At 45.3% G+C, this 18,348-nt stretch carries 17 protein-coding genes and 3 tRNA genes; 10 read left to right on the forward strand and 10 right to left on the reverse strand.

Annotated elements, in window-relative coordinates; translation table 11 throughout:
* Positions 1-23: 23 nt before the first annotated feature.
* From queF to xni, 3 genes are all read left to right on the forward strand, one after another.
* Positions 24-869 carry an NADPH-dependent 7-cyano-7-deazaguanine reductase QueF gene (queF, locus tag AACX68_RS00485; RefSeq protein WP_228857750.1) on the forward strand — a complete coding sequence of 282 codons (846 nt, stop codon included), beginning with the start codon at positions 24-26 and terminating at the stop codon, positions 867-869.
* A 273-nt stretch (positions 870-1,142) separates the two neighbouring features.
* The gene (gene ppnN, locus AACX68_RS00490; RefSeq protein WP_228857751.1) at positions 1,143-2,510 is read left to right on the forward strand and encodes a nucleotide 5'-monophosphate nucleosidase PpnN; all 1,368 of its coding nucleotides are present in this window, start codon (positions 1,143-1,145) and stop codon (positions 2,508-2,510) included.
* A gap of 79 nt (positions 2,511-2,589) precedes the next feature.
* Positions 2,590-3,345, forward strand: coding sequence for a flap endonuclease Xni (gene xni / locus AACX68_RS00495; RefSeq protein WP_228857752.1), 756 nt, complete (start codon positions 2,590-2,592; stop codon positions 3,343-3,345).
* 20 nt (positions 3,346-3,365) lie between these two features.
* Here xni and AACX68_RS00500 read toward each other — a convergent pair whose 3' ends face one another.
* From AACX68_RS00500 to AACX68_RS00535, 8 genes are all read right to left on the reverse strand, one after another.
* Positions 3,366-4,769, reverse strand: a complete 1,404-nt coding sequence (locus AACX68_RS00500; protein ID WP_228857753.1) for a TolC family outer membrane protein — start codon at positions 4,767-4,769, stop codon at positions 3,366-3,368.
* A gap of 5 nt (positions 4,770-4,774) precedes the next feature.
* Positions 4,775-6,112 (reverse strand): HlyD family type I secretion periplasmic adaptor subunit, encoded by a 1,338-nt coding sequence (locus AACX68_RS00505; RefSeq protein WP_228857754.1) that lies wholly within the window; start codon positions 6,110-6,112, stop codon positions 4,775-4,777.
* Position 6,113: 1 nt separating this feature from the next.
* The gene (locus AACX68_RS00510) at positions 6,114-7,913 is read right to left on the reverse strand and encodes a type I secretion system permease/ATPase (RefSeq protein ID WP_228857755.1); all 1,800 of its coding nucleotides are present in this window, start codon (positions 7,911-7,913) and stop codon (positions 6,114-6,116) included.
* A 125-nt stretch (positions 7,914-8,038) separates the two neighbouring features.
* Positions 8,039-8,356 (reverse strand): AprI/Inh family metalloprotease inhibitor, encoded by a 318-nt coding sequence (locus AACX68_RS00515; RefSeq protein WP_228857756.1) that lies wholly within the window; start codon positions 8,354-8,356, stop codon positions 8,039-8,041.
* Between the two features lie 156 nt (positions 8,357-8,512).
* Entirely contained in the window at positions 8,513-9,952 is a 1,440-nt protein-coding gene (locus AACX68_RS00520; protein ID WP_228857757.1) for a serralysin family metalloprotease, read from the reverse strand.
* A gap of 441 nt (positions 9,953-10,393) precedes the next feature.
* Positions 10,394-11,491, reverse strand: coding sequence for a 23S rRNA (cytidine(2498)-2'-O)-methyltransferase RlmM (gene rlmM, locus AACX68_RS00525; protein WP_099108932.1), 1,098 nt, complete (start codon positions 11,489-11,491; stop codon positions 10,394-10,396).
* Positions 11,484-11,879, reverse strand: a complete 396-nt coding sequence (locus tag AACX68_RS00530) for a DUF423 domain-containing protein (protein ID WP_228857758.1) — start codon at positions 11,877-11,879, stop codon at positions 11,484-11,486. Before AACX68_RS00530 ends, rlmM begins: the two co-directional genes overlap by 8 nt.
* Positions 11,880-11,908: 29 nt before the next feature.
* Positions 11,909-12,829 carry a transcriptional regulator GcvA gene (locus AACX68_RS00535; RefSeq protein WP_099108934.1) on the reverse strand — a complete coding sequence of 307 codons (921 nt, stop codon included), beginning with the start codon at positions 12,827-12,829 and terminating at the stop codon, positions 11,909-11,911.
* A 428-nt stretch (positions 12,830-13,257) separates the two neighbouring features.
* On the opposite strand from AACX68_RS00535, the gene csdA reads away from it, so the two are divergent.
* From csdA to AACX68_RS00555, 4 genes are all read left to right on the forward strand, one after another.
* Positions 13,258-14,493 (forward strand): cysteine desulfurase CsdA, encoded by a 1,236-nt coding sequence (csdA, locus tag AACX68_RS00540; RefSeq protein WP_228857759.1) that lies wholly within the window; start codon positions 13,258-13,260, stop codon positions 14,491-14,493.
* A gap of 7 nt (positions 14,494-14,500) precedes the next feature.
* Positions 14,501-14,983, forward strand: a complete 483-nt coding sequence (gene csdE, locus AACX68_RS00545; RefSeq protein ID WP_228857760.1) for a cysteine desulfurase sulfur acceptor subunit CsdE — start codon at positions 14,501-14,503, stop codon at positions 14,981-14,983.
* Positions 14,984-15,107: 124 nt separating this feature from the next.
* Positions 15,108-15,386 carry a type II toxin-antitoxin system RelE/ParE family toxin gene (locus tag AACX68_RS00550; protein WP_099108937.1) on the forward strand — a complete coding sequence of 93 codons (279 nt, stop codon included), beginning with the start codon at positions 15,108-15,110 and terminating at the stop codon, positions 15,384-15,386.
* The gene (locus AACX68_RS00555; RefSeq protein WP_099108938.1) at positions 15,386-15,679 is read left to right on the forward strand and encodes a HigA family addiction module antitoxin; all 294 of its coding nucleotides are present in this window, start codon (positions 15,386-15,388) and stop codon (positions 15,677-15,679) included. The genes AACX68_RS00550 and AACX68_RS00555 overlap by 1 nt, the downstream gene beginning before the upstream one ends.
* Before the next feature lie 43 nt (positions 15,680-15,722).
* On the opposite strand, the gene tcdA is transcribed toward AACX68_RS00555, so the two are convergent.
* Together tcdA and mltA are read right to left on the reverse strand one after the other, a co-directional pair.
* Positions 15,723-16,535: a tRNA cyclic N6-threonylcarbamoyladenosine(37) synthase TcdA gene (gene tcdA / locus AACX68_RS00560; RefSeq protein ID WP_228857785.1), complete on the reverse strand. Its 813-nt coding sequence runs from the start codon at positions 16,533-16,535 to the stop codon at positions 15,723-15,725.
* A gap of 116 nt (positions 16,536-16,651) precedes the next feature.
* Positions 16,652-17,767, reverse strand: a complete 1,116-nt coding sequence (gene mltA, locus AACX68_RS00565) for a murein transglycosylase A (RefSeq protein WP_228857786.1) — start codon at positions 17,765-17,767, stop codon at positions 16,652-16,654.
* A gap of 225 nt (positions 17,768-17,992) precedes the next feature.
* On the opposite strand from mltA, the gene AACX68_RS00570 reads away from it, so the two are divergent.
* The 3 genes from AACX68_RS00570 (at position 17,993) to AACX68_RS00580 (ending at position 18,328) form a co-directional block, all read left to right on the forward strand.
* Positions 17,993-18,069: transfer RNA gene (locus tag AACX68_RS00570), tRNA-Met, on the forward strand.
* 52 nt (positions 18,070-18,121) lie between these two features.
* Positions 18,122-18,198: transfer RNA gene (locus tag AACX68_RS00575), tRNA-Met, on the forward strand.
* 53 nt (positions 18,199-18,251) lie between these two features.
* Positions 18,252-18,328: transfer RNA gene (locus tag AACX68_RS00580), tRNA-Met, on the forward strand.
* Positions 18,329-18,348 lie beyond the last annotated feature (20 nt).

Raw genomic sequence — 18,348 nt, forward strand, 5'->3', positions numbered from 1 at the left:
GTATATTACCTTTGAGGAATCTTATGTCTTTGTATCAAGATAATCAGGCACTTTCCCAACTTACTCTCGGCAAACCAACTTCATACTGTGATACGTATGAACCTGCATTACTACAGGCCGTTCCCCGCAGTATGAACCGTGAGCCACTTGGACTGTATCCTGATAATCTGCCGTTTTACGGCGCAGACATCTGGACAATGTACGAACTGTCATGGCTCAATTCGCGGGGTGTTCCTCAGGTTGCCATTGGGCATGTCAGTCTGAATGCCGCCAGTGAAAATCTTATTGAGTCAAAAAGTTTCAAACTCTATCTGAATAGCTTTAATCAAACCCGCTTTGCTGATTGGGAGACCGTCCAGCAAACACTGCAACGGGATTTGTCTGCTTGTGCCAACGGTGAGATTGACGTTGTTTTATACCCTCTGCATGATTTCAATCAACAGCCAATTGCCGATTTTGAAGGTAAATGTATTGATAATCAGGATATTGAAATTGATGATTATCAATTCAATCGCGATTATCTTAATGGTGCAGCGACAGGACCTGTTGTTGATGAAGTTTTGGTCAGTCATCTATTAAAATCAAATTGTCTGATCACAAACCAGCCTGATTGGGGTTCAGTACAAATTCGCTATAAAGGCCCGAAAATCGATCAGGAAAAACTATTGCGTTATCTGGTTTCTTTCCGTCACCACAATGAATTCCACGAGCAATGTGTTGAACGTATTTTCAATGATTTAATGCAGTTATGTGCGCCGGAAAAACTCACTGTTTATGCGCGTTATACCCGCCGGGGTGGGCTGGATATCAATCCGTGGCGCAGTAATGACGCATTTGTGCCGCCAACCGGCAGGCTAGCCCGTCAGTAATCGCTGAATCCACACCGATGGCATACTCCCGTATGCCATCCGGTAACCTAACGGGCTGACTTTTAACCAGATACATTCAATTATACACAATGGATTTCAAGATGCGTCACGGCGGCAAGCGAGTAAATCCCTGGGAACATAGCTAACTATGTGACCGGGGTGAATGAGCGCAGCCAACAAAGAGGCAACTTGAAAGACGAAGTGTATAGTCCCTACAAATTTCAGGTAGAACCATTATGAGAAACCCCCTATTGGGGTATAAAGGAGTCATTCTTGATTACACATGTCAGCCCGTTAGGGTCAATGGATTTACTCTCTCAGCTTGAGGTGGATACCCTTAAACGCACAGCAAGCAGTGATCTGTACCGCCTTTTCCGCAATTGCTCACTCGCCGTGCTCAATTCTGGTAGCCAGACTGATAACAGCAAAGAACTACTGTCAAAGCATAAAGATTTTGATATTAACGTCCTGCGCAGAGAGCGGGGAGTTAAGCTGGAGCTGGTCAATCCACCGGAAGAAGCGTTTGTTGATGGCAAAATTATCCGTTCTCTGCGGGCAAATTTATTCGCAGTATTGCGGGATATTCTGTTTGTTCATGCGCAGATTACCGATGCCCAAAAAGCCGACTCTCTGAATCTGAAAAATGGTATGCATATTACTAATACCGTTTTCTCCATCCTGCGCAATGCCAAAGCGCTGCATCTTGCTGAAAACCCGAATATGATCGTCTGTTGGGGCGGGCATTCTATCAATGAACAAGAATATCTGTATGCCCGCAAAGTCGGTAATGAGCTTGGTTTACGGGAGCTGAATATTTGTACCGGCTGCGGAGCGGGCGCAATGGAAGCACCGATGAAAGGTGCAGCGGTCGGTCATGCGCAACAACGCTATAAGAATAGCCGTTTTATTGGTATTACAGAGCCTTCCATTATTGCAGCTGAGCCACCTAACCCACTGGTTAATGAACTGATCATCATGCCAGATATCGAAAAACGGCTGGAAGCCTTCGTTCGTATCGCTCACGGTATTATCATCTTCCCGGGAGGTGTGGGAACAGCGGAAGAGTTGCTTTATCTGCTGGGGATCCTGATGCACCCTGAAAATGAGAATCAGGTATTGCCTCTGGTCTTAACCGGGCCAAAAGAAAGTGCTGATTATTTTCATGTTCTGGATGAATTTATTGTCAACACTCTGGGTGAACAGGCTCGCCGTCACTACCAGATTATTGTGGATGATCCATTAGAAGTGGCCAGAGTGATGAAAACTGCGATGCCACTGGTCAAGGAAAATCGCCGCTCAACCGGTGATGCTTACAGTTTTAACTGGGCAATGAAAATCCCTCATGATTTACAGTATCCTTTTGATCCTAATCATGAAAACATGGCTAATCTGGATTTACATCTGGATCAGTCAACGGAAAAACTGGCAGCGGCACTGAGACGGGTATTTTCTGGTATCGTGGCGGGCAATGTGAAAGAGTTCGGCATTCAGGCTATCGAAAAGCACGGAGTGTTCGAGATTCACGGTGACGCAGAAATTATGCGCCGGATGGATAGCCTGCTGGAAGATTTTGTGAGGCAAAATCGCATGAAACTTCCGGGTGGCACAGCTTATGAGCCATGTTATAAAATCATCAGATAAATAATGGCAGATTACCTGCCTCATCAAAACCCAGTGAGGCAGTCGCCAGGGAATAAGTCCACGGATGGAATAAGAAACTATGATACACCTTTTGATTGTAGACGCCCTGAATTTGATCCGACGTATCCATGCTGTGCAGGGAACGCCTTGCGTTGCCGCCTGTGAGCATGCGTTGAAGCAATTAATCTCTCACTCTTCTCCAACCCATGCCGTAGCGGTATTTGACGAAGATGATCGCTACCATAGCTGGCGCCATCAGTTACTTCCCAATTACAAAGCCGGGCGTTCGGCTATGCCGGAGGATTTACAACAGGAAATGCCGCAGATTAAACAGGCATTCAATGCGCTGGGTGTAGCCAGCTGGCATGCTGAAGGGCATGAAGCAGATGATTTAGCCGCAACGCTGGCAACCAAAGTTGCTACTACAGGGCATCGGGTTACCATTGTTTCGACGGATAAAGGTTATTGCCAGCTACTTTCTCCGAATATCCAAATCCGTGATTATTTCCAGAAACGCTGGCTGGATCTGCCTTTTGTACAGCAGGAGTTTGGCGTTTCTCCTGCCCAGTTACCCGATTACTGGGGGCTGGCGGGGATCAGCAGCAGCAAAATTCCGGGAGTTCAGGGCATTGGTCCCAAAACAGCCGTTACTTTGCTGCAACAGGCTGGTTCGTTAGATAATCTCTTCCGGGATCTGGAAACTCAGCCGGAGAAATGGCGTAATAAATTGGCGTCTGACAAAGAAATGGCCTATATCTGCCGTGAAGTTGCTTCGTTAAAAACCGATTTATCCCTGCATGGTAACTTGCAACAACTCCGGCTGAACCGTCTCTGAATCAAACTCGTGTAACGGATTCAACCAAAATAATGAGAAAGCAGCTGAATATGTTCGCTATTTAGCTGCCCTGATTCATTCAATAAGCCAATCCAGGATTTCATATAGTCATATTTTGCCTGAGAAAGCTCACGACGGGCGATATAGAGTTGCTGCTCTGCATTCAGTACATCCACATTTACCCGCTGCCCCAACAGAACACTTTTTTCCGTTGCCTGTACCTGCAATTCTGCCGCTTTTACCGCCTCTTCATAAGCACGTATCCGCTTCTGCCCATTAACACACCCGTTATAATGGCGACGCAGTGCATTGAGGATTTCCCCAGCCTGCGCATCCATTTCATATTTGGTCTTATCATAATTAGCCGCCGACTGACGCTCAGATGCCAATGTTCCATTGCCGTTATAGAGATTCATGGAAACACGAACACCAATAGAATCTGTACGATATTTCTGATTGATGGTGTTGTCAGTACCGGATTTATTTTCACTATGAGAAGCGTATAACTCCAGTTTCGGCAAATATCCTGCCTGACTACGTTTAATTTCCTGATATGCCACATCAATTTTCTGGCGAGCGACCGCTAATTGAGGATTTTGGCGCAATGCAGCCTGTTCCCAATCGGCATAGCCTTCAAACATCAGATTTATTGTATTGAAATGCTCAACATTCAATAAACGAGTCACAGGGATATCTGCCGGTAATGGCGTTCCTACTAACAACTGCAAGTCACGAATTGCCGCATCCAGCTCATCCCGCACAGTCAACTCATCCGCCTGAACCTGACTGTAACGGGCCTGAGTTTCTGCTATATCCGTGCGGGTTCCTTCACCTGAAGTGAATAATTTCTGATTCATTTCCAACTGTTTTTCATAGGCCATACGCCGCTGCACAATCTGCGCCAGCCTGTCCTGCTCATACGCGACAGCAACATAGCTATTCACGACTCTGACAGCCAGTTGCTGACTGTCAGCCCGAAAACGGGCATCACTCATCAGCGCATAAGCCTTACGGATCTGATAGCGTGACCAGGCTTCGATATCAAACAATGGCTGAGTCAGGAGCAATACGCCGCTGTAGCTGTCATACTGCCGATCAAAACGCTCTTTAACCTGATGACCCCTTTTATTCGTAGAGCTGGATTCCATCTGCTGCCAGTTCTTTGGAGCATTCTGATAGCTAATGGATAACTTAGGTAATAACTCTGCCCGCCCGAGCGCTTTTTCTTCCTGCCCGGCTTCCTGCTCTTTTATCGCGGCCTGAAATGTTGGATCATGATGTAACGCCAGAGCATAAGCCTCCGTCAGGGAAAGTGCCCTGACCGGAGCTGAATGCAATATTGCGGGAACAGTGATTAAAAATAACGACAGGAGCACAGAGCGTTTTCTTGTATTTTTCCCTTTAGTTTGATGATGCCTGAACATTTCCACTACTCCTCGATCAGCGATGTTGATGCTCTGTCCACCAGCGGTTTGAATAAATAACTCAGCAGTGAGCGTGACCCTGTTTTGACAAAAACTTCAACCGGCATTCCGGGTTTGATATGTAAATCCGTCAGCTTCGCCATGCCTTCTGGTGTCACCCGTATTCGGATTTGGTAATAGGATTCTCGGGTCACATCATCCACTAAACGGTCGGCGGAAATAACCAACAATTTCCCGGTCACTTTAGGTGTGCGGTTCTGGTTTAACGCCGTGAACATCAGATCAACGTTCTGACCAATCTCAACTTTATCAATCAGGTGTACCATCAGACGCGCTTCAACTTCCAGTGCACTCTGTTCAGGCAGGATCTCCATCAGTTTTTCCCCTGATGCAACAACGCCTCCCTGAGTAAAAACCTTCAGTCCGACTACCGTTCCCTCAACAGGAGCCGCAATCGAGGTATGGGATAAATCAAACTGCGCGGTTTCCAGTTTATTGTGCAGTTCATTGGCCTGAACCTGTACATCAGCAAGCTGGCTACGAACTTCGCGCTGATAATCCGCCTGTCGCTGAATAATCCGCTGTTGCGTTTCCTGTTGTTGCTTTTCAAGCAGCCCGATCCGTCCTGCCATTTCAGCCATACTGCCGCTTAACTCAATCTGGTTGCGCTGTAGTTCCAGATAACGGTTACGGGGAAAATAGCCCTCTTCTGTCAATGGGCGCAGGTTTGTGATTTGTTCTTTAAGTGAAGCCTTCTGCTGCTGTTTATTTGCCATTGCCTCCCGCAATCCTTTGATCTGAACAATCACGCCTTCTTCTGACTGCTTCATGCCCGCCAGATCACTTTTCAGCATCTCCCGCCGGGAAAGAAAAAGCTGTTTCTGTAACGCCAGAATATTGTCAATCCGTGGTTCTGAAGACTTGGCCTGTAAAGACTCTGGAAAAATCAGTTCATCTGCACCTTGCTGTTCAGCCAGTAAACGCGCTTCCGTTGCCAGCATGGTATGCCATTGTTGTTTCAGAGAATCAATCTGGGCATTAACCTGAACCTGACTGAGCTGAATCAATATCTGTCCTGCCCTGACATGTTCTCCTTCTGCCACTAAAATCTGCCTGATGATGCCATTAGTCGGGGATTGAACGGTTTTACGGTTACCATCCACTACGACCATGCCGGAAGAAGCGACACCCTTATCGAGCGGAGCAAATGCTGCCCATATTAGAAACCCCAGAATGCCAATACCAATAACCAGCCAGCCCAATCGCAGATAACGGCTTGCATCCAGCGGCAGTAACGCGGGTTCATTATGTTGAGTCTGTTTTATGTTGGTGTGTTCGGACATTTTAGCTCCCAGACAAATTCATATTACTGGCAGGTTTCGCCTGTACAGGTGTTGTCTGTACTGATGCTGACTGTGCCAATGCCGCCATAACCTGCTGAGATGGACCAAATAGTTTTGTTTTTCCCTGTACTAACAACAAAACTTTATTTGTTTGGGAGAGCAACGCCGGACGATGGGTAATTACCACAACCGTTTTTCCCTGTTGACGTAACTGGTTAATTGCTCGGCTCAGTGCTTTTTCCCCGATATCATCCAGATTGGAATTGGGTTCATCCAACACAATCAACGATGGATTACCATAAAGCGCCCGAGCCAACCCGATCCGCTGTTTCTGCCCGCCGGATAATCCCATACCTCCTGCACCAATCAGCGTGTCATAACCCTGTTCAAGATTGAGCACTAAGTGATGTACACCCGCTTTCTCTGCCGCTTCGATGACTTTTTCCGCATCAATATCATTAAAACGGGCAATATTCTCCGCAATGGTTCCGGCAAATAATTCAATATCCTGTGGTAAATAGCCGATGTGAGAACCCAGCTCATCCTTGTTCCACTGGTAAATATCCGCACCATCAAGCCGCACTACACCTTCCTGAGCTTGCCAGACACCAACCAGCAAACGCGCCAGAGTGGATTTTCCTGATGCGCTGGGCCCAATAACACCGAGAATATCTCCGGCTTCAAGGGAAAAATTGATGTCCTGCAAAACAGGCTTATTCTTTTCAGTGGATTTAGCGGCTTTAATTTTTCCGGGCGGAGAAGCAAACACTTTTTCTAACAACAACGTTCCGTTAGGAGCAGGTAAGGTCATCCCGCTTTTCCGTTCAGGCTGTGCTTTCAGCAAATTATCCAGCCTCTGCCATGACAGACGGGCAGCATTCCAGCTTTTCCATGCCTGTATTAACTGTTCAATCGGGGATAGCGCCCGCCCCATCAGGATTGAGCCGGCAATCATCATTCCGGGCGTGATATTGCCTTCAATTGCCAGCCAGCCTCCTAAACCAAGGATCAAGGACTGTAGTGCCATACGCACTGTTTTAGTGATGGCTGTAATCGATGCAGATCTTTCACTGGCGATACGCTGAAAATTAAGGAAACGCTCATGCAGGCCAAACCAGCGCCGGCGTAGCGCCGGTAACATACCTAATGCTTCAATAACTTCCGCGTTACGTAAATTGGTACTGGCAAGGTTGGCAGAACGCAGGGAAAGGTGATTGGCCTGTGCCAGAGGGGAATGAGATAACCACTGATTCAGAACAGCCAGCGCAATCAGGATAAGCGCCCCAACCAGTGCCAGTAATCCTAAATAGGGGCTGAACAGGAAAATAACGCCCAGATAAACCGGAAACCACGGCGCATCAAAAAAAGCAAACAGCGCGCTTCCGGTCAGGAACTGGCGAATGGTCGATAAGTCATTCAGCATTTGTCCCGCATCTGTCGAACCATTTTTCAGATTAGATTCATACGATGCGGTATATACGCGCTGATTCAGGCACATATCAAACTGACTGCCGATACGGATAACAACCTGACTCCGAATATATTCCAGTCCACCAATGATGGCGTACATACCCAGCGTAATCAGCGTTAACATCAGCAAAGTCATTGTGTTACTGGACGGCAGAACTCGATCATATATCTGAAGCATATAAATGGAGGGAACCAACATCAGTAAGTTAATAAATGCTGTAAATAAACCGATTGTCCAGAATACTTTGCTGCGTGCACGGATAATATCCGTCATTTCACCTTTTGAATGGCGTAATTTCACAGAAATCCCTTCATTATCAGAAGACTTCATTACCAAAAGAAAGTCGCTTATTTATGTTCTTATCTTTATCTTGTTTTCACTATCCCCAGCAGGTTTCAGTTTCCTGAAAAACACTTTACTGAAAAGCACTGGGGATATTGTTTTCTTAATTTTGTTTATTCTTTACTTTTTAATGTCATAACCAGCTCTCGGCCATCGACAAGATAAGCGACCCACTCTTTAGAACCATTACTAAAAAAAGCCAGACCATAACCCGTTGCATCCGTCAGAGTGATACCATCAGGTGTTGCTCTCCAGCCTGTCACCGGGTTTCCTATCATTTTTGTCAGACAGTCGTCGCTTTTCAGCGCCCAGATAGAACCTTCCGGCAAACGCACATCTGTCAGTTCAATACTGCATACCTGATGTTTATCCGTAACCTGCCAGATGCCTGTCAGTTCAGTTGGTTCAGGGAGATTCAAACTACTTGCCATACATCCTCCAATGAAAAATAAAGATACCGTTATCGATAGAGTGAAAAACTTCAATAAATTAGACAGCCTATTGATATTGAAGGAAACCAGATGTTGTTGTATCACAGCTCACCCTTAAAATGGCTGCTGCCTCAAAAGAGACAGCAGCCTATCCGATTAAACGATGAAATCCATTTCAGGCGATGGCTGACCAATAATTTTCACCAGAAAATCATTTCCGGCTAATTCTCCTCCGAGACTGATAGACATATCTGTTACATCCGTTAACTCGTTATAATTCAGTAACACTTCACCTGCTTTACCTGAGAATGAGTTAACAAACTTGAGATCGCCTTTACTTCCGAAGTTAAATTGCGACAGGTCGATTTTGTCTTCACCTGAGACAAAATCGTGGATCCAGTCCGGATTACTTTTCAGTGATTCCTTGCCATCCAGATAGACAAAAGTATCCTTGCCTGAACCGCCCCAAAGATGATCGCCGCCCAGACCGCCATAAATGACATCATTGCCTGCACCACCTTTAAGGATATTATCTGCGCTGTTGCCGACGATGATGTCGTCACCACTGCCACCAATCGCATTCTCAATAACCACGCCACGTGCAATCGAAACATTACCTTTCAGGCCACCCACATCAGAGAACGCGCCTTCATTCAGATTAATACGCTGATTCTGGGTAAAACCGGAGAAATCAAATGTATCTTCCCCGCCCGCATCCCATACGCTGAATAGCAGTTCGCTGTCAGCATCTGTTGCTGTCATAAAATCGCGGTCGGTATTGGAGTTGAAGCCATATACGGTATCACCTTTACGGGTTTCCATATTGGCGCCGTACAGAGCCTGAATAGCAGTAATATCATTCAATAATGGCGCTGATGAGTAATTCCCCTGAAAATCCTGACCGGTGAATTTCTCACTGAAATAACTCATTACGGTATAAGCGCGGCTATCTTCGAAATATTGACCGACATTGGGATAAGTTGGCCTTACGGCGTCAGAGGCATCATAATCAGCAGGATGTTCCAGACCTAAAGTATGCCCGATTTCATGAACAAACGTCTGTCGTCCGTAGCCATTTACACCGATATCATTCGTTTTGAAAGTATGGTTTTGCGCGTTGTACCAAGAATACGTTGTATTTTGTCCTCTTGGCAAAGTAGCAAAAGCATAATCGCCACTCGCACTATAATCAAAGAAACCAAAAGTGATATTGGCATCGGAAAGTTTGCTGACTTCCGTAAATTTTATATTGGCAACATCAGACCAGGATTGTAATGAAAGTCTGGCTGCTTCTTTTTGTTCCGAATTAAAAGCCCGAAAGTCTGAAATATCAAATCTCGGCATAATAGACGGTGCTGTTTTTAAAAAATGATAAGTTAATTCTAATGTGCCGGAAGATCCGACTTTATTATTCCCCCAGTGGAAGTTGGTCCGCAAAAGCTCATCAGGAGCCTTATCTCCTAAAGGCTTATGAATAACGCGGATATTTAGATCAGAGTTTGGAACGTAGGCTGATAATAGTGATGTCACATCCTGTACAGAGTGAGAGTTAGAGTCGGATAACCCCGTATAGGTATATTTTTTCTTTGAGGTCATATAAATCTCCTGTAAAAAAAGACTCATAGTTTATGCCCCGCAATTTCAATAATAGCGGGTATATAAGTTTATTATTCTTCCTAAGCAAGTTATTAGAAGCAAAACTCTTGGATAAAATAACGTCAGTTTCTGGCTGTGTAAAAATGATTGTTACATCATTTTAAGTTATACATTAAACATATTTAATTTCCATGTCTAATTATTAATTTGAGAATAAACGATTGCGTTAACAAAAAAGAATCTTTCTTTATTTATTAAAAAATACATCTTTGTATATATGAAATTAATTCAAATAAAGAGTGAACTTATGTGAAAATTTCTTGTGGTTTTAAATTTAGAACAAAGAAAAATAAAAAAGGCCCCGGTTATGTAAAAAATCAAATAACCGGGGCATTTTCAGATTGTTTAAGAGGTAACTACCGGAAAATAGGACGTGTTCAATCAAAAATCACGATACATTGCATAAGCAGACCAAATACGACGAACGTGTACCGTGATTTCTTCACGATCATGATATAAGTGTTTTGCCTGAATCTGGGCATTAACCCCACTTTCTTTCAATTGAATCTCAATTTTTTCCAGAATATGAGCCACTTCTTCATAACGTTTTTTCATCGGCAATTTAAGGTTGAAAATTGCTTCACGGCACCAGCTTTTCGCCAGCCAGTCAGTCATAAGCTGGGCAACTTTCGCTGGTTTCTCCACCATATCGCAGACTAACCAATAAATATTTTTTACCGATGGTTCAAACTTGAAGCCATCCACACGATGGTGTTTAACCTGACCGGTATCCATCAGGCTTTCAGCCATTGGCCCGTTATCTACGGCATGAACGATCATGCTGCGTTTCACTAGCTGGTAAGTCCAGCCTCCCGGACAGGCGCCCAAGTCCACAGCATACAAACCACTATCAAGACGCTCTTCCCATTCGTCATAAGGGATAAACATATGGAAAGCTTCTTCCAGTTTCAGCGTCGAGCGGCTTGGTGCGTCTGACGGGAATTTCAGGCGCGGGATACCCATGTAAAAACGCGAGTTATTATTACTGTAAGAATACCCCACATAACAGCATCCGGGGGCAATGAAAAAGACATGAATGACCGGCCGGCCAGGATTTTCTTTTGCCAGCAGAAGCTTTTCCTGTCGCATCGCATTACGCAAAGGAACCGTAAACTTACGGCAAAATTTCATCAATTCCTTACTTTCATTGGTATCCGGTACTTCTACGCGCAATTCGCCTGCACGTTCAATAACACCGCTCAACATGCCAATGATAGGCGTGATACGATCTTCCTGAGGTAAATCTTTCAGCAACTCCCCCACAACCAGCATCTGGCGGGCAAAAATGAACTCACGGAATGGAATTTCACGGATCAGGCGATCGGCATCATCATGCTGATAACACTCGAACAGCACATAACCACTGTTTTCTTTCACTCGGGCAAAACCATAGATTTCTTTCTGCCCGGCTTTATGCGTAATTTCTGCCGCGCACTCTTTTTCAAACCCGGGGCGGCAATATAAAGCAACTTTATTCATGGCTAAGCGCCGATTTCCTTAGACGCAGAGCGCCAATTAATACACATAACCAACCGATGAGAAAACTGAACCCACCAATTGGTGTCAGATAAACCAAAAATTTTAGCGGTAAAAAGGCCAGACAATAAAGACTGCCACTAAACAGGATGATCCCGGCTACAAAAAATATTCCTGCCCGGCTAAATAACGTCACAGGTTGCCTTATCAGTACAGCCGCCAGCGACATCAGCGCCAATGTATGTAACCCCTGATATTGCAGACCGGTATGAATCCACTCCAGTTGCTTCGGTGTCAGCACCGATGCCAGAAGATGAGCTCCCATCGCGCCAAAAGCGACGTAGAAGAAGCCACTTATTCCGGAAAAAACAAGCATTGCACGGCTATTCATTGCGCTGCTCCTGCTCTCATTCATTAATGTCATTCGCTTGTAATAAAGCCTAATCTTTCCTGTTCGCTCGCAGCTTGTGTAAGTACCCATTTACGAAAAGCTGCAATCTTGCCCAATTCTGCCTGATTATCCTGACAAACCAAATAAAATGCATTCTTGCTGACCAGAACATCATTAAACGGGCACACCAGACGCCCTGCATCAATTTCATTTTGCGCCATCACATTATTGGCAAGCGCTACGCCCTGCCCGTGTACCGCAGCCTGAATCACCATAGCACTATGGCTGAATATCGGCCCCTGCTGGACATTAATCAACTGCTGCATATCAAGCTGGCGAACGTAGGCCTGCCAGTCGCGGCGGGACGAATCATGCAACAAAGTATGATTGACAAGATCTGCCGGTGTTTTCAGCGGGCGCTCACCCATTAATAACGAAGGCGAACAAACAGGCAGCAAATATTCAGGATAGAGCTTGTCTGTCCGCAACCCCGGCCAGTTTCCACGCCCATAGAAAATAGCGACATCAACATCATCTGCCAATTTATCTTCTTCCCGATCCACAGCCTGAATCCGCACATCAATCCCCGGAAAGCTCTGATTAAAACCAGAAAGCCGTGGCACCAGCCACTGAATAGCAAAACTTGGAGAAAGACTGACCGTGAGTGCACCTTTGGCACTACGGGCCTGAAGTTTCCGGGTCGCTTCATTAATGGCGGTGAATATTTCTTTAATATCCAGATAGTAACTTTGCCCCTCTTCCGTCAGCAACAAAGAGCGGTTGCGACGACGAAAGAGTTTCAGCCCCAGAAAATCCTCCAGACTTTTCATCTGATGACTGACAGCAGCCTGAGTAACAAATAATTCTTCTGCCGCTTTAGTAAAACTTAAATGACGTGCAGCAGCATCAAAAACTCGTAACGCATTGAGTGGTGGTAAACGTTTGGACATGTTGGTTTCTTATATAGTGGTTACGATACCGGTAACTCTTTTCTCTCAGGTATTAGTTTTTGTAATCCGAAGCATTATAATTTGTCCATTGATGATATACCAGCAAATCCCTATAGTGTGCGCACTTCCTAAGCCGGAACGAAAAGTAGCTCTGTCGCGGGCAAATTTGGAGTGATACAAATTTGCAGCAATACATAGGTACTTTTGGCTTTGTGGTTGTGATGTTGTGTTTGCAAGTTGTCTGGGAAACCAGACTTTGTAGCGTATGCTACAGTTTATTTTTCACTTCCTGTACATTTACCCTGTCTGTCCATAGTGATTTTTTTATGCACCGCAATTGCGGTGCTTTTTTTCGCTGCTTTGCTGTAAAATCCCTCCAACCTGATTAAAGAAAATTAATTCTTTTACGACTCAAATTAACATCATTTATGAAATCCTTTGATTCAGAAAAATTTCGCTGCCAGTTTCCTGCCCTACAGCCATCCTCTGAGTTTCCAGAACCGGCAGTGTTTCTGGACAGTGCAGCAACTTCCCTCAAACCCGCATGTATGATTGAGGCGACTCATTGCTACTACCAGAATCACAGTGCGACAGTTCATCGCAGCCAGCACGCAACGGCACAGGCAATGACAGAGCGCTACGAACAGGCGCGTTCTTTAGTAGCTGAATTGATCAGCGCCCCACAACCGGAAAATATTATCTGGACAAAGGGCACCAGCGAAGCCATTAATCTGGTTGCACAAGGGTATTTTCGTTCCCGCTTATCGGCTGGTGATGAAATTATCGTCAGTGAGCAGGAACATCATTCCAACCTGCTGCCGTGGCTGATTCTGGCAGAGCAAACCGGCGCTAAAGTTGTAAAATGGCCGATTGGCACAAATAAACAAAAACGATACCAACCAGAAATTGATACGCTGGCAACACTGCTCAATGAAAAAAGCCGACTGGTTGCGATTAGCCAGATGTCAAATGTCACCGGGGCTGCTGTCGATTTGGAACAGGTCACCTCCCTCGCTCATCAGTATAACTGTCTGGTACTGGTTGATGGCGCTCAGGGAATTGTGCATTCACCCGTTGATGTACAGCGTGCAGATATCGATTTTTATGCTTTTTCCGCTCATAAACTCTATGGCCCGAATGGACTGGGTGTACTGTATGGCAAAGGAACATTACTGAATGCAATGTCCCCGTGGCAGGGCGGCGGAAAAATGCTGACTCAGGTTTCTTTCGACGGTTTCACTCCGGAAACCGTTCCTTATCGTTTTGAAGCTGGCACACCGAACGTGGCTGGTGTTATTGGTTTCGCGGCTACTCTCGAATGGTTAAAAACTGTCGATATTCCACTTGCCGAATCCTATGCCGTTGCCCTGACTGATTATGCAGAGCAACAACTTAGTGCGATACCGGGCTTTATCAGCTACCGCTCAACGGGTTCCAGCCTGCTGGCCTTCAATATTGCCGATATACATCATAGCGATCTGGCCATGCTCATTGCTGAACAGAATATCTCCCTGCGCTCAGGGCAACACTGTGCTCAGCCTCTGCTTGATGCATTAGGAATAGACGGATGCCTGCGGGCTTCATTTATGCCTTATAACAATAGGTCAGATGCCGATAAATTAGTCAGTGCGGTCAAATTCGCCCTGTCGCTGCTTGAGGATTAAATAACTGATGACATCACTTTCAACCCGAATACCGTCAGCATCAATCGTTGCTCCGCATCCATTCGGAACCGAAATTACAGAGCAGCAACTGATGGAAACATTTGAGCAATGTCGATTGTGGGAAGATCGCTATCGGCAGCTTATCGGGCTTGCCAAAAAACTACCGGCTCTGCCCGATGAGCTAAAACAACAACAGATTGAAATCAAAGGCTGTGAAAACAGGGTTTGGTTAGGACACCAGCTACTTGCTGAAAGCCGCCTGCATTTTTATGGTGATAGTGAAGGCCGTATTGTAAAAGGCTTACTGGCTTTTATCCTGACCATAGTGGAAGGAAAAACACCGGAACAGGTCTTGCAGACACCATTAATCGAACTATTTCAACAAGCAGGCCTTGAACAACAACTAAGTGGCTCACGAGTGAATGGTGTCAAATCCCTGATTAACGCTATACAGGAAATCGCCCGTACTTATCAAAGTCGTACTTTATAGTATATTTCGCTGCTGGATCTGATGTTTTACCAGCATTTCCTATAATTGATTACTGAAAAAGTGTTGCGTCAGATGAAACAGGGATATACAGTGCTCCTTGTAGCGCAACAGGGAGCATTGAGGTATGATCAAAAGCTTCAAACATAAGGGATTGCGTTTATTTTTTGAAACGGGAAAGACATCTGGCATTAACTCCCAACATGCCAAAAAACTCAGGCAGAGACTTGCGGTGATTAATGATGCAGAAGTTATCGGGGATATTAATTTACCCGGATACAGACTACACCCACTAACTGGTGATAGAGAGGGTCAATGGTCGGTTACTGTGTCAGGGAATTTGCGTGTGACATTCGAGTTTATTGATGGTGACGCATATATTGTTAACTATGAGGATTATCACTAATGAAGATGTTTAACCCCCCTCATCCCGGTGAAGTTATTGCCGATGCTTTAGAAGAGTTAGGTTTAGGTATTCGTGACCTTGCTAGAGCATTAAATGTTGCACCTTCTACAGCCCAGCGGCTCGTAACATGTAAAGCATCTGTGACACCAGAGATGGCCGTTAAATTGTCTAAAGTTCTCGGTAGTAGCCCCCGGCTGTGGTTGAAATTACAAGAAACTTATAGCCTTGATAAGGCAGAAAAAACCGTCGATGTTTCAAAATTAACACCGTTATTTACCCCAGTTAATTATTAGTAAATTCATTATTCACCCCGCCTAGAAATGCGGGGTGACATTGCTAAAGACGATTCTCCCGCTCTGCCTTTGCGACCATTTTCTTCAATGCGTGAGAGACGGAAACAAACCCAAAAGTTGCCGTAACCATGGTTGCGGCACCAAAACCAGAAGCGCAATCCATCCGTTTTGAGCCATCAGCCGTACTTTTAGCCGCACACACTGTGCCGTCAGATTGTGGGTATACCAACTGTTCTGTTGAGAAAACACAATCAATACCCAGTTTTCCTTTACCGTTTTTCACAACACGATAATCAGATTTCAGGCGTTCTTTTAATTTGGCAGCCAAAGGATCTTGCACTGTTTTAGCTAGATCCACTACCTGAATCTGAGTGGGATCAAGTTGCCCGCCAGCGCCTCCGGTTGTCACCACAGGAATCTTATAACGACGGCAATAAGCGAGCAAAGCAGCTTTCGGGCGAACACTGTCAATAGCATCAATGACATAATCAAAATCCGCTGATATCAGTTCCGCCACATTATCCGGTGTAACGAAGTCATCAATACAGGTGACGCGACACTCAGGATTGATTGCCCGTATCCGCTCCGCAATCACGTCTGTTTTTGCTAACCCGACATTCTGTACCAGTGTATGCAACTGGCGGTTAGTATTCGTGATACAGACATCATCCATATCAATCAGCGTGATCGCCCCGATGCCTGTGCGAGCCAACGCTTCCGCCGCCCATGATCCTACACCTCCAATACCGATAACGCAGACATGTGAACGGGCAAATAATGAAAGCGCTTTTTGGCCATATAATCGTGCAGTACCAGCAAAACGTTGAAGATAAGCATCAGAGAGAGAAACTTGCATCATTAATAAATCCTGAATAAAACCTATGCCAGCTGATACCGTTATTTCCTGACAGGTAATCGGTCATGAATAGATAAAAGATGATAGGTGATCGATAGTTTGAACTGAGCAGGATCTTACTGGTTTGCCGCCAAAAAGCCAGTTGATGCTTTCTTTAATATCCAGACACGCCCGTAGTGATTATAGAAACCGGCCATTTCTCCGGCTCTGTCACCAACACCATGATAAATATCGAAATGGTGGCCTTTTATCGCTCCGCCGACATCCAGTGATACCAACAGTCGAATCCGATATTGCCCGGTGAACTGCCCCAAATTATCCAGTACAGGCACTTCTGCCAGTAACACTGTTCCCGGCGGAACCAATATTTTATCTGATGCCACTGAGGCTTTGGCAATTAAAGGCACGGCGCTGGCTCCCCGAACCGGGGTATATGGTTCCGGTTTAAAAAACACAAAAGACGGGTTTTGCTCCAGAATTTGCCTCACATCAGATTCATTATTCTGTTCGGCCCACTGACGAATCGCTTTCATTGACATTTTTTCACGGGGAATATCTCCCTTATCGATCAATGCCTTGCCTATACTGCGATAAGCCTGACCATTTTTCCCGCCATAACCGAAAAACGTTAGCGGGCTGTTATCACCAAAATCCACATAACCACTTCCTTGCACTTCCATGAAAAAATTATCAATCAGGGAATTGCTGTAGCCAATGATCCATTTTTTATCGAGAGCACCATTATAGATAGCTGAGCGATCCGGTAAGCGGGAAATCGATTTATCCGGCATCCGGTACAGAGGATATTTAAATTCCCCTTGCCTGCTGTGGCGAGCCTGCAAAATAGGCGTATAGTAACCGGTAAATTTGACATTACCGTAGTTGTCTTCACCTTCCATCTGGTAAGCAAGCAGACCAAACTGATTTAAATTACGGACATCACCACCATACTGCGTCCAGTTTTCAATCGCATCAAAAGTTGCGCGATGGCTGGCATATAGTTTGGGAGAGGTTTCACTGATTAATCTCACCTGAGTGGCAAAATCACTAATATTGACGGGAGAGCCTTGCGTATTTGGTGTATCAACCAGCCGGAGATCCTGAACAAAATGGCCATCCTTATACTGCTGTCCTTGCCCGGTTTGCTGCCCTTGTTCAATCGGGCGCTGATGACAGGCAGATAATAAAGATATGGCTATGCCACATAAAAAATATTTACTCCAAAGTTTCATATTATGCTTCATATCCTGCCATCCCTAATCTGATAGCGAACAATATCAAACCTGTATAAATAATAAAATGTAGTTAGAAAAAAATAGATTATGCTACTTAAATCACAAGTGAACAAAAACAAAACAGAGCGCTTCGTTTTTAACCCATAAGCAAACAAAATTGGTAAATATCAACAAAAAAGCTTGCAACGGAAAGGATCCAGAGTATAGTGTGCCCACATCGGACGCGGGGTGGAGCAGCCTGGTAGCTCGTCGGGCTCATAACCCGAAGGTCGTCGGTTCAAATCCGGCCCCCGCAACCAATTCGATATCATATTTATCGAGACAATTTAGCATTTGCAGTAGTTAGACGGACGCGGGGTGGAGCAGCCTGGTAGCTCGTCGGGCTCATAACCCGAAGGTCGTCGGTTCAAATCCGGCCCCCGCAACCAATTCGATATCATGTTTATCGAGACAATTCAGCATTTGCAAGCAGTTAGACGGACGCGGGGTGGAGCAGCCTGGTAGCTCGTCGGGCTCATAACCCGAAGGTCGTCGGTTCAAATCCGGCCCCCGCAACCAATTCTCAGATTCACATCTTT

Source organism: Xenorhabdus sp. PB61.4, assembly GCF_963894935.1.
Lineage (GTDB): Bacteria > Pseudomonadota > Gammaproteobacteria > Enterobacterales > Enterobacteriaceae > Xenorhabdus > Xenorhabdus stockiae.

What these genes read in the sequence shown, in the direction of transcription:
- AACX68_RS00520 (WP_228857757.1), bottom strand. Translation starts at nt 9,952, where the DNA reads ATGACCTCAAAGAAAAAATATACCTATACGGGGTTATCCGACTCTAAC.
- xni (WP_228857752.1), top strand. Translation starts at nt 2,590, where the DNA reads ATGATACACCTTTTGATTGTAGACGCCCTGAATTTGATCCGACGTATC.
- mltA (WP_228857786.1), bottom strand. Translation starts at nt 17,767, where the DNA reads ATGAAACTTTGGAGTAAATATTTTTTATGTGGCATAGCCATATCTTTA.
- tcdA (WP_228857785.1), bottom strand. Translation starts at nt 16,535, where the DNA reads ATGCAAGTTTCTCTCTCTGATGCTTATCTTCAACGTTTTGCTGGTACT.
- AACX68_RS00505 (WP_228857754.1), bottom strand. Translation starts at nt 6,112, where the DNA reads ATGTCCGAACACACCAACATAAAACAGACTCAACATAATGAACCCGCG.
- csdA (WP_228857759.1), top strand. Translation starts at nt 13,258, where the DNA reads ATGAAATCCTTTGATTCAGAAAAATTTCGCTGCCAGTTTCCTGCCCTA.
- AACX68_RS00555 (WP_099108938.1), top strand. Translation starts at nt 15,386, where the DNA reads ATGAAGATGTTTAACCCCCCTCATCCCGGTGAAGTTATTGCCGATGCT.
- AACX68_RS00515 (WP_228857756.1), bottom strand. Translation starts at nt 8,356, where the DNA reads ATGGCAAGTAGTTTGAATCTCCCTGAACCAACTGAACTGACAGGCATC.
- csdE (WP_228857760.1), top strand. Translation starts at nt 14,501, where the DNA reads ATGACATCACTTTCAACCCGAATACCGTCAGCATCAATCGTTGCTCCG.
- AACX68_RS00550 (WP_099108937.1), top strand. Translation starts at nt 15,108, where the DNA reads ATGATCAAAAGCTTCAAACATAAGGGATTGCGTTTATTTTTTGAAACG.
- AACX68_RS00535 (WP_099108934.1), bottom strand. Translation starts at nt 12,829, where the DNA reads ATGTCCAAACGTTTACCACCACTCAATGCGTTACGAGTTTTTGATGCT.
- AACX68_RS00510 (WP_228857755.1), bottom strand. Translation starts at nt 7,913, where the DNA reads ATGAAGTCTTCTGATAATGAAGGGATTTCTGTGAAATTACGCCATTCA.
- rlmM (WP_099108932.1), bottom strand. Translation starts at nt 11,491, where the DNA reads ATGAATAAAGTTGCTTTATATTGCCGCCCCGGGTTTGAAAAAGAGTGC.
- AACX68_RS00500 (WP_228857753.1), bottom strand. Translation starts at nt 4,769, where the DNA reads ATGTTCAGGCATCATCAAACTAAAGGGAAAAATACAAGAAAACGCTCT.
- AACX68_RS00530 (WP_228857758.1), bottom strand. Translation starts at nt 11,879, where the DNA reads ATGAATAGCCGTGCAATGCTTGTTTTTTCCGGAATAAGTGGCTTCTTC.
- queF (WP_228857750.1), top strand. Translation starts at nt 24, where the DNA reads ATGTCTTTGTATCAAGATAATCAGGCACTTTCCCAACTTACTCTCGGC.